14 protein-coding genes are annotated in these 13,313 nt (G+C 70.9%); 6 read left to right on the top strand and 8 right to left on the bottom strand.

The genetic code is table 11. The features are described 5' to 3' along the window. Positions 1–46: 46 nt before the first annotated feature. The 3 genes from ACIOEW_RS25000 to ACIOEW_RS24990 all read right to left on the bottom strand — a co-directional run bounded on the left by ACIOEW_RS25000 (position 47) and on the right by ACIOEW_RS24990 (position 1,929). Positions 47–1,027, bottom strand: a complete 981-nt coding sequence (locus tag ACIOEW_RS25000; protein WP_401966051.1) for an RNA polymerase sigma factor SigF — start codon at positions 1,025–1,027, stop codon at positions 47–49. After that, positions 1,024–1,437 (bottom strand): anti-sigma regulatory factor, encoded by a 414-nt coding sequence (locus ACIOEW_RS24995; protein WP_053729847.1) that lies wholly within the window; start codon positions 1,435–1,437, stop codon positions 1,024–1,026. Before ACIOEW_RS24995 ends, ACIOEW_RS25000 begins: the two co-directional genes overlap by 4 nt. Before the next feature lie 231 nt (positions 1,438–1,668). Next, positions 1,669–1,929 (bottom strand): UBP-type zinc finger domain-containing protein, encoded by a 261-nt coding sequence (locus ACIOEW_RS24990; RefSeq protein WP_362545298.1) that lies wholly within the window; start codon positions 1,927–1,929, stop codon positions 1,669–1,671. Positions 1,930–1,964: 35 nt separating this feature from the next. Between ACIOEW_RS24990 and ACIOEW_RS24985 the strand changes: the two genes are divergently transcribed. After that, positions 1,965–3,563: a Na+/H+ antiporter gene (locus ACIOEW_RS24985; RefSeq protein WP_362545295.1), complete on the top strand. Its 1,599-nt coding sequence runs from the start codon at positions 1,965–1,967 to the stop codon at positions 3,561–3,563. Here ACIOEW_RS24985 and ACIOEW_RS24980 read toward each other — a convergent pair. The 4 genes from ACIOEW_RS24980 to ACIOEW_RS24965 form a co-directional block, all read right to left on the bottom strand. Further along, positions 3,542–4,486, bottom strand: a complete 945-nt coding sequence (locus ACIOEW_RS24980; protein WP_401966047.1) for a 1-aminocyclopropane-1-carboxylate deaminase/D-cysteine desulfhydrase — start codon at positions 4,484–4,486, stop codon at positions 3,542–3,544. The genes ACIOEW_RS24985 and ACIOEW_RS24980 overlap by 22 nt on opposite strands. 77 nt (positions 4,487–4,563) lie before the next feature. Beyond that, positions 4,564–5,154 (bottom strand): N-acetylmuramoyl-L-alanine amidase, encoded by a 591-nt coding sequence (locus ACIOEW_RS24975; RefSeq protein WP_362545289.1) that lies wholly within the window; start codon positions 5,152–5,154, stop codon positions 4,564–4,566. 148 nt (positions 5,155–5,302) lie between these two features. Then, positions 5,303–6,499 carry a globin domain-containing protein gene (locus ACIOEW_RS24970; protein ID WP_401966045.1) on the bottom strand — a complete coding sequence of 399 codons (1,197 nt, stop codon included), beginning with the start codon at positions 6,497–6,499 and terminating at the stop codon, positions 5,303–5,305. 93 nt (positions 6,500–6,592) lie between these two features. Then, the gene (locus ACIOEW_RS24965; protein WP_362545283.1) at positions 6,593–7,042 is read right to left on the bottom strand and encodes an Rrf2 family transcriptional regulator; all 450 of its coding nucleotides are present in this window, start codon (positions 7,040–7,042) and stop codon (positions 6,593–6,595) included. A gap of 180 nt (positions 7,043–7,222) precedes the next feature. On the opposite strand from ACIOEW_RS24965, the gene ACIOEW_RS24960 reads away from it, so the two are divergent. The 5 genes from ACIOEW_RS24960 (at position 7,223) to ACIOEW_RS24940 (ending at position 12,201) form a co-directional block, all read left to right on the top strand. Further along, positions 7,223–8,629 carry a family 2B encapsulin nanocompartment shell protein gene (locus tag ACIOEW_RS24960; RefSeq protein ID WP_362545281.1) on the top strand — a complete coding sequence of 469 codons (1,407 nt, stop codon included), beginning with the start codon at positions 7,223–7,225 and terminating at the stop codon, positions 8,627–8,629. 142 nt (positions 8,630–8,771) lie between these two features. Next, on the top strand, positions 8,772–9,818 hold the full coding sequence (locus tag ACIOEW_RS24955) for a family 2 encapsulin nanocompartment cargo protein polyprenyl transferase (protein ID WP_401966043.1): 1,047 nt from the start codon (positions 8,772–8,774) through the stop codon (positions 9,816–9,818). Between the two features lie 154 nt (positions 9,819–9,972). Next, positions 9,973–10,641: a DUF6304 family protein gene (locus tag ACIOEW_RS24950; protein ID WP_362545275.1), complete on the top strand. Its 669-nt coding sequence runs from the start codon at positions 9,973–9,975 to the stop codon at positions 10,639–10,641. Positions 10,642–10,855: 214 nt separating this feature from the next. Then, positions 10,856–11,839 (top strand): DUF1648 domain-containing protein, encoded by a 984-nt coding sequence (locus ACIOEW_RS24945; RefSeq protein ID WP_401966040.1) that lies wholly within the window; start codon positions 10,856–10,858, stop codon positions 11,837–11,839. 2 nt (positions 11,840–11,841) lie between these two features. Further along, positions 11,842–12,201: a GntR family transcriptional regulator gene (locus ACIOEW_RS24940; RefSeq protein ID WP_401966038.1), complete on the top strand. Its 360-nt coding sequence runs from the start codon at positions 11,842–11,844 to the stop codon at positions 12,199–12,201. A 191-nt stretch (positions 12,202–12,392) separates the two neighbouring features. Here the strand turns inward: ACIOEW_RS24940 and snpA are convergent, their stop codons facing one another. Further along, on the bottom strand, positions 12,393–13,073 hold the full coding sequence (gene snpA / locus ACIOEW_RS24935) for a snapalysin (protein ID WP_401966036.1): 681 nt from the start codon (positions 13,071–13,073) through the stop codon (positions 12,393–12,395). Positions 13,074–13,313 lie beyond the last annotated feature (240 nt).

The following is a 13,313-nucleotide window of genomic DNA, read 5'->3' as shown; positions in this document are numbered from 1 at the left end:
TGGGTCCGGGCGCAGGGGCGACGCTGTCGGTACGCCCCCGGCCCGGCTACTCCTCGACGAGCAGCCGCTCGCGCAGCTGCGCGAGCGTGCGGGCCAGCAGTCGCGACACGTGCATCTGCGAGATGCCGACCTCCTGCGCGATCTGCGACTGGGTCATGTTGCCGAAGAAGCGCAGCAGCAGGATCCGCTTCTCCCGTGGTGGCAGGTCCTCCAGCAGCGGCTTGAGCGACTCCCGGTACTCGACACCCTCCAGCGCCTCGTCCTCGGAGCCGAGTGTGTCCGCGACCGCGGGGGACTCGTCGTCCGTGTCCGGCACGTCCAGCGAGAGCGTGCTGTAGGCATTGGCCGATTCCAGGCCCTCCAGGACCTCTTCCTCGGAGATGCCGAGCCGCTCCGCCAGCTCGTGCACCGTGGGGGAGCGGCCGTGCTGCTGGGAGAGCTCCGCGGTCGCCGTGGTCAGCGAGAGCCGCAGCTCCTGGAGCCGGCGCGGCACGCGCACCGCCCAGCCCTTGTCGCGGAAGTGCCGCTTGATCTCGCCGACGACCGTGGGTGTCGCGTACGTCGAGAACTCGACGCCGCGCTCCGGGTCGAACCGGTCCACCGACTTGATCAGACCGATCGTGGCGACCTGGGTCAGATCGTCCAGCGGCTCGCCGCGGTTGCGGAAGCGCCGGGCCAGGTGCTCCACCAGCGGCAGGTGCATCCGCACCAGCCGGTTGCGCAGCTCCGCCTTCTCGGGCGACCCGTCCGGGAGCTTGCCCAGCTCGATGAAGAGCGCCCGCGCTCCGCTGCGGTCGTGTGGATCGTGGTGTTTGTGCTCGCTCATCTGGCCTGCCCGCTCCGCCTGCGACTGCTCCACCGCGACCGTAATGCCGGCGGGCCCGTTCGCCCCGTCCACCGCACGGGGCAGGTCCGCCCCGTCCACCGGATGAGGCAGGGCCTGCTGTTCCGGGATGCCTGCTGCGCGCACCACCCCTGGTCGGATCGTCTCGTCCCGCACAGGACCGTCCCCGTTCCCGTTGCTCACGCCGGCCCGGGTCCCGCGCCGCGCTGTTTGTACAGGCTGATGCTGACCGTACGGTCTTCGGCGACCGAGGAGTCGACCTTTCCGGCCAGTGCGGAGAGCACCGTCCAGGCGAACGTGTCGCGCTCCGGGGCCCGGCCGTCCGTCGTCGGGGCCGAGACCGTCACCTCGAGAGAATCGTCGACGAGCCGGAACACGCAGCTGAGGACGGAACCGGGCACGGCCTGCTGGAGCAGGATCGCGCAGGCCTCGTCGACCGCGATGCGAAGATCCTCGATCTCGTCGAGAGTGAAGTCCAAACGCGCTGCGAGACCGGCCGTGGCCGTACGCAGCACCGACAGGTAGGCACCCGCAGCGGGCAGCCGGACCTCTACGAAGTCCTGATTCCCGGGCTCGCCTGCGATCTGGGACACCCTCACCTCCAAGGTGGCACAAACTCTTCGAGGATCCGGGAAGGGTCGCCCGGAGCCATGCGGTACGTCTTCGGTTCTTGGTCCGGCGACGCTATCGCGATCCATGATGCCGTGTCGCCGAGACCCCACCCCATGGGCGTCACTCATGGTAAGCCCATGAGTACACACAGTGGCTAGAGGTCTGCGGCGGTCAATTACGAACAACAGGCGCCGGTTTGACGTACCCAGACGTCAGACGATCGAACCGTCCTCGAAGCACCAGCGCCAGCTCTCGCCGGCCTCGAAGCTCCGCATCACCGGATGGCCGGTCTCCTTGAAGTGCCCCGTGGCGTGCTGCCGGGGCGACGAATCGCAGCAGCCGACATGGCCGCACATCAGGCAGAGTCGCAGTTGCACGGGGTGGGTGCCTGCCGCGCGGCATTCGAGACAGGTCTCGGCGAGGGCTGCGGGCTCGGGGCGCGGCAGGTCCGGTACATGCGGGCACTCACTCATGATGGCCAGGTTACGACGGATGCGAGGACGTTGAGATGGACGCATTGCCACTGGTGGCACTGGTGGCGGCCAGTGCGGCGACGGCCGGTCTGGCCCGCCGGACGCCGGTGCCGGCCCCCCTGCTGCTGGTGGCCCTCGGGCTGATCGGTTCGTACCTGCCGGGCGTGCCGACGTACACGCTGGACGCGCACATCGTGCTGCCGCTCCTGCTGCCGCCGCTGCTCTACACGGCGGCCGTGGACAGTTCGTACCTGGACCTGCGGGCCAACATCCGCCCCGTCGCCCTGCTCTCCGTCGGCTACGTGCTGTTCGCCACCGTCGCGGTGGGCTGGCTGGCGTACCGGCTGGTGCCCGACCTGCCGCTCACGGCCGCGCTGGTGCTGGGCGCCGTCATCGCCCCGCCTGACGCCGTCACCGCCGCGGCCATCGCCCGCCGGGTCGGCCTGCCCGCGCGGGTCACGACGATTCTGCAGGGCGAGTCCCTGGTGAACGACGCCACCGCGATCACCGCCTACAAGGTGGCGCTCGCCGCGGCCGTGGGCGAGGGCATGAGCTGGGGCGGCGGGATCGGCGAGTTCCTGCTGGCCTCGGTCGGCGGGGTCGGCGTCGGCCTGGTGCTCATGGTCCCGCTGCACTGGCTCCGTACGCACCTCAAGGAGCCCCTGCTCCAGAACACCCTGTCGCTCCTGATCCCGTTCGTGGCCTACGCCGCCGCCGAACGCGTGCACGCCTCCGGAGTGCTCGCCGTGGTCGTCGTCGCGCTCTACCTGGGCCACCGTTCCTGGCAGGTCGACTTCGCCACCAGGCTCCAGGAGGCCGCCGTCTGGAAGATGGTCGCGTTCATCCTGGAGTCCGCCGTCTTCGCCCTGATCGGCCTCCAGCTGCCCTTCGTACTGAAGGGGCTCGGTACGTACGCCGTGGCCGAGGCCTTCTGGTACGCGGTGGCGGTGTTCCTGGCGGTCGTCGTGGTCCGGTTCATCTGGGTCTATCCGGCGACCTATGTGCCACGCCTGCTGTCGAAACGGATCCGCGAACGGGAACCCGAGACCGACTGGACCTCGCCGCTGATCGTCGGCTGGGCCGGGATGCGCGGGGTCGTCTCGCTCGCCATCGCCTTCTCCATCCCGCTGGTCACGAGCGACGGCGAGGCGTTCCCGGCGCGCAACCTGGTGCTCTTCCTGACGTTCACCACGGTCATCGGCACTCTGGTCGTCCAGGGGCTCACCCTGCCGGTCATGGTGAAGGTCCTGAAGCTTCCGGGCCGCGACCGGCAGGCCGAGACCCTCGCCGAGGCACAGGCCCAGAGCTCGGCGTCCACGGCCGCCGAGGCGCGCCTGGAGGAGCTGCTCGCCGATCAGCGCAACTGCCTGCCCCAGCCGCTCACCGACCGGCTGCGCACCGTCCTGGAGCGCCGCCGCAACGCCGTCTGGGAACGGCTCGGTGCGCCCAATCCCGTGACGGGGGAGTCGGCGGACGACACCTACCGGCGTCTGGCCGGCGAGATGATCGAGGCCGAGCGCGAGGTCTTCGTGCGGCTGCGGGACGAGCGCAGCATCGACGACGAGATGATGCGGACCCTGCTCAGGCGTCTCGACCTGGAGGAGGCCGCGGCCTACCGGGAGGACGCGGACTGATCGTCCGGGCGCCCCGTGATCACGGCCGCGACGGCGGTTCCGGCGGGGAACGCACCCTCCCCGGCCAGCACCGTCAGCGCGTACAGGAGCTTGGCCACATAGAGCCGCTCGACCGGCAGCCCGTGGCGGTCCTCGAAGTCGTCGGCGAAGGCATGCAGTGCGGGTGTGGTGCGGGCGTATCCGCCGAAGTGGAAGCGGTCGTCCAGGGACCACGCTCCGGCCGGGCCGCCGAACGCCTCCTGCTGGAGGTCCCGTACCGCGTCCCCCAGGAAGCCGCCGCGCAGGACCGGGATGCCGAGGGCGCGCTGCCCCGGTGCCAGTCCTGCGGCGAGTCCGGCGAGGGTGCCTCCGGTGCCGCAGGCCACCGCCGCCACGTCGGCGGCTCCGCGCAGCTCGTGCCCGAGCTCTGTGCAGCCCTGTGCGGCCAGCGCGTTGCTGCCGCCCTCCGGGACGACCTCGCACTCCCCGTAGGCGCTCAGCAGGCGGGCCAGGACCCGTGGATCGGCTTTGGCGCGGTACGTCTGCCGGTCCACGAAGTGCAGCCGCATGCCGTCGGCCGCGCAGCGGGCGAGCGAGGGGTTGAGCGGGCGGTGTGCGAGTTCGTCGCCCCGGACGACGCCGACGGTGCGGAAGCCCAGCAGCCGGCCCGCGGCGGCCGTGGCCCGCAGATGGTTGGAGTACGCGCCGCCGAAGGTCAGCACGGGACGGCCGGCGGCGGCGCGGAGGTTCGGGGCCAGCTTGCGCCACTTGTTGCCCGACAGGTCCGGATGGATCAGGTCGTCGCGCTTGAGGAGCAGCGTCACACCATGACGTGCGAAGCGCTCGTCCTCGGCCGGCTGCAGGGGCGAGGGGAGCACCGGCTGCAGACGGGAGAGGCCCGGGTCCTGTCCAGGAACCGGCGCGCCGGGGGGCGTGGTGGGCATGCCTCCATTGTGGCCGGGCCCCGCTCCGGCCGGAGCGGACCCCGGCCGGAGCGGGCCTCGGCCGGAGCGGGCCTCGGCTACTTGAGGCGGTCGTGGATACGTGCCCGCATGGAGGTCATCGAGAAGCCTCGCGGGTCGACCTTGCCCGGCTGCCACTCGCGGTGGCCGATGACCGACCGGGACGTCCAGTGGTGGTGTCGGCAGATCGCGGCCGCCGCCTTCTCGATGGCTTCGAGCTGGACGGCGGGCCAGGGATCCTTGCCATTGCCGAGGTTCTCGCACTCGAAGCCGTAGAAATGCCGGTTCCCGTCGGTGTTGGCCTCGTTGTCCGACGGCAGGCCCTTCTCGGCGATGACGGCGCGCAGCACGTCGTCGTCGCCGAGCCCGGCGTGGTTGGTCCGCCCGTAGCCGACCAGGTGGACCCGGCCGTCCTTGGCGATGACGCCGTGGCACAGCGGCCCCGGCAGCGCGGCGTGTCCGTCGCGGCAGACCCGGACGGTCGCGGCGGTGCCGCTGGTGACCGTGTGATGGATCATCACGCCGTTGACCGGCCCCCATGGGCCCTTGTGGTTGCGGTTGTGGGTGCGCCAGTCGCCGACCTGGACGACGGTGAGCCCTTCGTCCTTGAGGGCGTCGAGAAAGATGCTCGCGGACATGGGTGAGGACATGACCGACTCCTTCGTGCGTGGGGGAGTGTGTCCGTACAGCGCTTGTACCCGACGGGCGGGGCCCCGGACCAGTTACGAGGGGATTCGGGGGCCCTGTTCGGGCGCTGTGCGAGCCGATCCGGTCAATTCCGCGAGCGCTGACCGGGATTCAGCCCTGGGCGAGCCACAGGTCGGGGCCGAACACCTCGTAGTGGATGTCGGCCGCCGGGACACCCTTGGCGAGCAGCTGGGTGCGCACGGCCCGCATGAAGGGCAGCGGGCCGCAGAGGTACGCGTGGGTGCCGGACGGGATCACGACGCCGGTCAGGTCGACCAGGCCGGTGCGGTCCGCCGGGTGGCCCGGCTCGGGGGCCTCGTACCAGAAGTGCGCAGCGGCGTCCGGCAGTTTGGCGGTGAACAGGGCGTGGTCGGCGCGCAGTGCGTGGTCGGCGGGGGAGCGGTCGCCGTGCACCACGGCCACCGGCGCACGGTGACCGGAGTCCGCGAGGTGCTCCAGCATCGACAGCATCGGGGTGCAGCCGATGCCCGCGGAGGCGAGCAGGAGCGGGGCATCGGTGGACTTCAGTACGAGATCGCCGTACGGGGCCGAGATCCGGAGCCGGTCACCGGCTCCGACCTGCGCGTGCAGGTGCCGCGAGACCTCGCCGTCGGGCGCGCCTTCGCCGTGCACCCGCTTGACGGTGAACGAGCGAAGTGCCGAACCGGGGGCGGAGGAGAGGCTGTACTGGCGTATCTGGCGGGCGCCGTCGGGGAGTTCGACCTGCACGGACACGTACTGACCGGGGTGGAAGGCGGGGGCGGGGGCGCCGTCGGCCGGGCGGAGCTGGAACGTGGCGACGTCTGCGGTCTCCTCGGTGCGGGAGGCCACCTCCCAGTCGCGCCAGACGTCGCCGGCGACGACGCCCTGCTGTGCGTAAAGCCGGTCCTCGATGGCGATGAGGGCGTTGGCCATCAGCCAGTAGACCTCGTCCCAGGCGGCTGCGACCTCGGGGGTCACCGCGTCGCCGAGCACCTCGGCGATGGCCGCGAACAGGTGGGTGTGCACGACGTCGTACTGGGCGGCCGTGACGCCGAGCGAGGCGTGCTTGTGCGCGATGCGGTCGAGCATCACGTCGGGACGGGTGCCGGGGTGCTCGACCAGCTGGGTCGCGAACGCGGCGATGGAGCCCGCGAGCGCCTGGCGCTGGGCGCCGGAGGCCTGGTTGCCGCGGTTGAACAGGTCACGCAGCAGTTCCGGATGGGCGTCGAACAGCTTGCGGTAGAAGAGATCGGCGATGTCCCCGATGGCCGCGCCGACGGCGGGAAGGGTGGCACGGACAGTGACGGTCGACGGCTCGGAGAGCATCGTTGACTCCTCGGATTCAGAATTGGCATCTGAGATGCGTATTTAAGAGCAGTGTAGGAACCGGGCCGTGGGCCCGGTTCGGCGGGGGGTGGTTCAGTCGTCCACCGGCGGCCTGCTGCTGATGCCGATCAGCAGGGGGCCGGTCGGCGAGGAGACGAGTCCGGCGACGGTCAGCGGGTCCAGGGAGGCGTAGAAGGCCTCCGAGGCCGCGCGCAGGGCGTTGCGCAGCCGGCAGGCCGACCGCAGTGGGCACGGGGTGGCGCCCTCGCACTCGACGACGTCGCCCGGGCCCTCCAGTTCGCGGACGAGCCCGCCGATGGAGGCGGAGCGGCCGGCTCCGGTGAGGGTGAGTCCGCCGCCGCGGCCCCGCCGCGCCTCGACCAGGCCGAGGTGCTGGAGGCGGGCCACGACCTTCGCGGCGTGGGAGTACGGCACCTGCATGGTCGCCGCCACCTCCCGGGTGGTCGGCGGATCCTCGTTCTCCACGACGGCGAGACGCATCAGTACGCGCAGCGCCACGTCGGTGAATCTCGTCAGCCGCATGCCGGTCACGGTAAGTGAATTTGCATTCCGTATGCAAATTAATCGGGCGGAGCAGGTATCGCGCAGCGTGGTGCCCAACCCAAAGCCTGATTAGTCACACTCTTTTGTGTAATGGCGTGCCGAGTCCGCATGCTGAAAGGTTCTTCTCGCAGGTCAGCCGATGAATCGAGAGGACGACAGATGTCCGTTGGCGAAGAGGTTCAGAACGCGCAGGTGTCGCCGCAGCAGAGTCTTGGCACGGCAGCCGCGCGGAACCTCGCGACGACCACCAAGTCCGCTCCGCAGATGCAGGAGATCACCTCACGGTGGCTGTTGAAGATGCTGCCGTGGGTCCAGGTGCAGGGCGGCACCTACCGGGTGAACCGGCGGCTGAGCTATTCGGTCGGGGACGGCAGGGTGACCTTCGTACAGACCGGTGACCGGGTCTCGGTCATCCCCGCCGAGCTCGGTGAACTGCCGGCCCTGAGGGACTTCGGGGACGAGGAAGTGCTCGCCGAACTGGCCAGGCGGTGCGAGCAGCGCGACATTCCCGCCGGACAGCTCCTGGCCACGGCGGGCGAGGCCGCGGACCGGGTCTTCCTGCTGGCGCACGGAAAGGTCGAGAAGGTAGGCACCGGGCTCTACGGGGACGAGACGGTGCTCGGGGTCCATGCCGACGGGTCCTACTTCGGCGACCACTCCCTGATCGAGGGCGACGCCCTCTGGGAGTACACGGCCCGCGCCGTCACGGCGTGCACGGTTCTGACGCTGAGGCGGGCCGATGTGCTCAACCTCGCCGAGCGGGCCGAATCGCTGCGCACCCATCTGGCCGGGCTGCTCGCCATCCCGCAGCAGCGCACCAACAAGTACGGCGAGGCGGAGATCGATCTGTCCGCGGGCCATGTCGGCGAGACCGTCGTCCCGCACACGTACGTGGACTACGAATCCGCGCCCCGCGAGTACGAACTGAGCGTCGCCCAGACCGTGCTGAAGGTCCACAGCAGGGTCGCCGACCTCTACAACCAGCCGATGAACCAGACCGAGCAGCAGTTGCGGCTCACGGTCGAGGCGCTGCGCGAGCGCCAGGAGCACGAGCTCATCAACAACCGGGAGTTCGGCCTGCTCAACAACTGCGACTACGGACAGCGGCTTCAGCCGCACGACGGGGCGCCCAGCCCCGACGACATGGACGAACTGCTGTCGCGCCGACGCGGATCGAAGCTCTTCCTCGCCCACCCGAGGGCCATCGCGGCCTTCGGCCGCGAGTGCAACAAACGCGGTCTGGTGCCGGAGAGCGTGGACGTCGGCGGACACCACGTGCCGGCCTGGCGGGGGGTCCCGATCTTCCCGTCCAACAAGATCCCGGTCACGGACGCCCGCACCACGTCGATCATCTGCATGAGGACAGGCGAGGCCGAACAGGGCGTCATCGGCCTCCAGCAGACGGGAATCCCGGACGAGATCGAGCCCAGCCTTTCGGTCCGCTTCATGGGGATCGACGAGCAGGCGATCATCTCCTACCTCGTGACGGCCTACTACTCGGCGGCCGTACTGGTCCCGGACGCCCTCGGTGTCCTGGAGAACGTCGAGGTCAGCCGCTGGCGGTGAGTCCACGGGGTCCCTGGCCCGCCGGGTCCGGGGCCCCGTCGGCCGCAGCCGGCGCGCCCACAGCAACCACCCACGTCCCCGGCCCCCGGGGCGACAGTCATCGGGGGCCGGGGACGGCAACGACCGGGGTGACCGATTGACCATGACCCGTACCGACGCCGCCGCCACCGAGGGCAATGAGGCCGCGGCGCTCCTGGAGTACACCCGGACCCTCGTCGATCCGCATCTGCGGGCCGCGGTCGCCTCGCTGCCGGGGTCGATCCGGCGCGTCGCGATGTACCACTTCGGCTGGGAGCACGCCGATGGCAGCCCCGCCGCGAGCGGCGCCGGAAAGGCGATCAGACCCGCGCTCGTCCTCGCCGCCACCAGGGCGCTCGGAGGTGATCCGAGGGAGGCCGTGCGGGCGGCCGTCGCCGTGGAACTGGCCCACAACTTCACCCTGTTGCACGACGACGTCATCGACGAGGACCGCACCCGCCGCCACCGGGCCACGGCCTGGACGGTCTTCGGTATCCCGGACGCCGTCATCGCGGGCGATGCCATGCTCGCCCTGGCCCAGCGGCTTCTGGCCGAGGACGCCCGCTCGGTGTCGGCCCGCGCCTCGGCCCGGCTCTCCACGTGCGTCATCGAGCTGTGCGCGGGCCAGCAGGCGGACTGCGCCTTCGAGGAACGCGGGCCGGACGAGGTCTCGTTGGACGAGTGCCTCACCATGGCGACGGCGAAGACGGGCGCGCTGCTCGGCTGCGCCTGCGCGCTGGGCGCGCTCTACGCGGGCGTGGAGGAGCGCGCCGTCGGCGCGATGGACGGCTTCGGCCGGGAGGCCGGACTCGCCTTCCAGCTCATCGACGACCTGATCGGCATCTGGGGCGATCCCGCCCAGACCGGGAAGCCGGTCGGCGCCGACCTCTCCGCCCACAAGAAGTCGCTGCCCGTGGTCGCCGCGCTGACCTCGGGCACCCCGGCGTCGGCGGAGCTCGCCGCGCTCTACCGGGGTCCCATGAACACGGCCGGTGAGGTGCGGCGCGCGTCCGATGCCGTGGACCGGGCGGGCGGCCGTGACTGGGCGCAGGCCTGTGCCGCGGACCGGATGGCACGCGCGATGTACCACCTGTCCCGGGCGGTGCCCGATCTGTCGGCGGCGGGCGATCTCCTGGCGCTGGCGGAGTTCGTCACCCGCCGGACTCACTGAACGGAGGCACCATCAGAACGCAATCCGGCGGGGGAAGTACGAGGCCGGGCGGCGGCGGACAGGGGATCAGGGATCGGCCGAGGTCACAGGGGTCGGGCGGTGAAGTGGAGGGCGGCACGGGGAGTGTCCGAGCCACGGGCTACAGTCCCTGCCCATGACAGATGAGTCGTGGGCAGGGTGGTACCGGGACCGACAGGGCTCCGATGCCGTCATCCTCACCACCGACGGACAGCAGCTCCGCCTTCGTATCAGGGGCGTCGATTTCGAGGGCAAGAGCTTCGACGACCTGTGCCCGGTGTCGGGCATGCCGCCGGAGAGCGGGATGTTCGCCCTGGCGGACGGGGTGCTCAACGACTGCGTCCTGGAATGGGACCTGCCGTTCCCCGTCACGGTGGACGGCGCGGTCCATCAGGCCACGCTGAGCTGCCTGTTGTCGCTGCGCAGGCCCGACCCGTATCTCTATCTGGAGCTGCGGTACGGCGGTGCGGCCTTCCGGTCCCACCGTGCGGAGAGTGACTTCGGGGCCGCGCTCGCCACCATCCAGCGGTCCCTTCCGCCCGGGATCCGACTGCAGACGTGCATAGCGTGCGCCTTCTCCGACTACTTCCCGGCACCCGGCCGCGGGCTCTCCGGTGGTCTCGCCTGCTTCCGGGGGGCCAAGGAGGCCTACCGTGGGGCGACCGGCGAGGGCGACGTCCTCGATCTGTGGGACCGGCGCAGCGGATTCGTCCAGGAGGTGTGGAGCTGCCCCGAGTTCGAGCAGCGCCCGGAGGAGGGCGCCGGCACCGGACACCGCGGCGCGTTCCCCCTCGAAAGGGCCTGACGCCACACCGACGGGCCGCGCGTAGCGGCTCGGTGTTTCACCCACCCCACACAACTCAGCCCCCTGATAACCCCGAACCGGCCTGACGGCGTGACACCGTCCGGCCGGTTTCTCGTTGTTGCCACGCGACCACGCGACCACGCGACCACGCGACCACGCGACCACGTTGCCCCAGCTCCATTGTTCTACTAGCATGCAAACAATGGAGGTTTTGATGAACCGGAAGAACGCCGGCCGCGTGGCTCTCGCCGCTCTGCCGTTCCTGCTTGCCCTCGCCGTCGACCTGATCCTCTTCGCGACGCGCCTCGACCGCCTGCCGGCCCAACTGGCCAGCCACTTCGTGGGCAACGGCCAGGTGGACGACTATGCGGGCCGGACCTCGTACGTCGTCATCACCACGGTGCTGCTCGTCGGTGTCGGCGCACTGTGGGCCCTTATGGCCGCCAAGGGAGGCTTCCCCGGCCCGGCGCTCAACAGGGCGATCGCCGGCGGATATGCCGTCGCCGGGTTCCTGGGCTACCTGATGGCAGTGGTCCTGCTCGTCAACGTGGACGCCGCCCAGGACGCGCAGGGCCGCGCCCAGGACGTCTCGTTCCCGATGTGGCATCTGGCCGCCGCACTGGGGGTTGCCGCACTCGCCTTCGGGCTGGGGCTGCTGCTCGCCGCGCTCCTGCCCGTAGGTGAGCAGCCGTCGGTGCACGGCGGGGACGGGGACGGGGAACGGATCGCGCTGGCCGCAGGGGAGGTCGCGGGGTGGGCGCGCAGCGCGGGGAACCGATGGCTGCTGCCGGTGGCGGTCCTGGCCTGCGGGGGAGGAGTGGCCCTGCTGTTCACCGCGGGCTGGATCGCTGCGGTTCCGGCCCTTCTGGTCGGGCTGCTCCTCGTGAGCTTCGCCCGTCCGTACGTGGCCGTGGACCGGCGTGGGATCACCGTCTCCGGGATGCTGCCGTGGCCGCGCGTCCACGTCCCACTCGACCGGATCGAGGGGGCGGTCAGCCGGGACATCAGGCCGCTCGCCGAGTACGGGGGCTGGGGATACCGGATCCGTCCGGGACGGACCGGCGTCATGATCCGTTCCGGCGAGGGGATCGTGGCGCGGCTGGCCGACGGCCGGGACTTCGCGGTGACGGTCGACGACTCGGAGACCGCTGCAGCGCTCCTCAACACCCTGATCGACCAGCGCCGGACGGAGCACTGACCATGCTCTTCCGGGTCGACCCCACCTCCACCGTGCCGCTCGGCGACCAGATCGCGGCCTGCGTGCGCCGCGCCGTCGCCGACGGGGCGGTGACCCCCGGTGAGCGGCTGCCCGCCGCCCGGGTCCTCGCCGAATCGCTCGGCGTGAACGTGCACACGGTCCTGCGTGGCTACCAGCGGCTGCGCGAGGAGGGGCTGATCGAGCTGCGTCGAGGTCGCGGCGCGGTCGTCGCCGACGGAGCCTCCCCGCACCGCGCCAGGCTGCTGGAGCGGGTGCGCGAGATGGTCGGTGAGGCGCGTGAGCTCGGCATGACGGAGGACGAACTGCTGGCCCTGGTCCGAAGCGAGCTCGCCACCGGGTGATGGCTGCGCCCCCACCGGGTGATGGCTGCGCCCCCACCGGTCCCCGCGAAGGGCCACCCCGTCCTGCGAGGTGGCCCTTCGCGACGCGGTCGGAACCGCTGCGTGCCGACGCGGTCAGGAGCCGCTCCGCGCCGACGCGGTCAGGACTTGCTCCGCGCCGACGCGGTCGGAACCGCTACGCGCGAGCGCGGTCAGGAACCGCTGCGTGCCAGCGCGGCCGCGAAGCCGTTCTGCCAGAGGTAGTTCACCTCGCCGCGCTCATTGGAGTCCGGATACGGATTGGTGCACGAGGGGCCGGGGCCCCCGCCCGACATCAGCTCACTGCACGGGCCCGAGTAGTGGTCCGGCAGGCCGAGGACGTGCCCCGTCTCGTGGGTCGTGACACGGGTGGAGTCGTACTGCTGGTTCTGCGCGTAGTCCAGGAAGATGTAGCCGTTGCCGTGCCCGTCGGTGCTCGCGTACGAGCCACTCGGGTCGTTGCCCTCGTAGTACGAGAAGTCGGCGTTGGAGCCTTCCTGCAGCCGGACGTTGGAGACCGAGCTGTTCCAGATCTGCGCGCTGCTGGATATCTCCGAGCGGAAGCTCGGCGCATTGGCGGCGCTGTAGACGATGGTGACGGCCTGGACGCCCGGGTGGGCGGCCCGCTTCTCGGCCACCGACTTCGCCACCGCCTCGAAGAACGCCTTGTTGGCGGCGGCGCTCTCGTGCGATCCGGAGTGCGAGGCGTACGCGGAGTGGACGGCGGAGGCGGATGCGGGGGGAGCGGCCGGCGCCGGGACGGCGGAGGCGATCGCGGGCGCGGTGCCCAGTGCGGCGGCGAGGCCGAAGCCGAGGCCGATCACGGCCGACATGACGGTCCTGGGGTGTCTCATGGGGGGTCTCCTGCCGGTTACCTGCCAGGGGGACCCGTCCGGTCAGCGGACGCGGACGGGGGCGGTACGCAGCGAGTGTCGGGGAACGCGGCTCCGTGCGGACGATGTCAACCGGCGATAGCGCTGCCCTATCGCCCGCCGGAACCACGAGCGCACGGTGGATGCACGCCGCCCCAACAGCCCCTGAATTGATGCTATTTGATGGGGTTATGGCGTCTGGTGCGGCAGGACTCGGCCGTC

The organism is Streptomyces sp. NPDC087901 (assembly GCF_044742205.1).
GTDB lineage: Bacteria > Actinomycetota > Actinomycetes > Streptomycetales > Streptomycetaceae > Streptomyces.
This window is presented reverse-complemented; position numbering and strand designations above follow the sequence as displayed.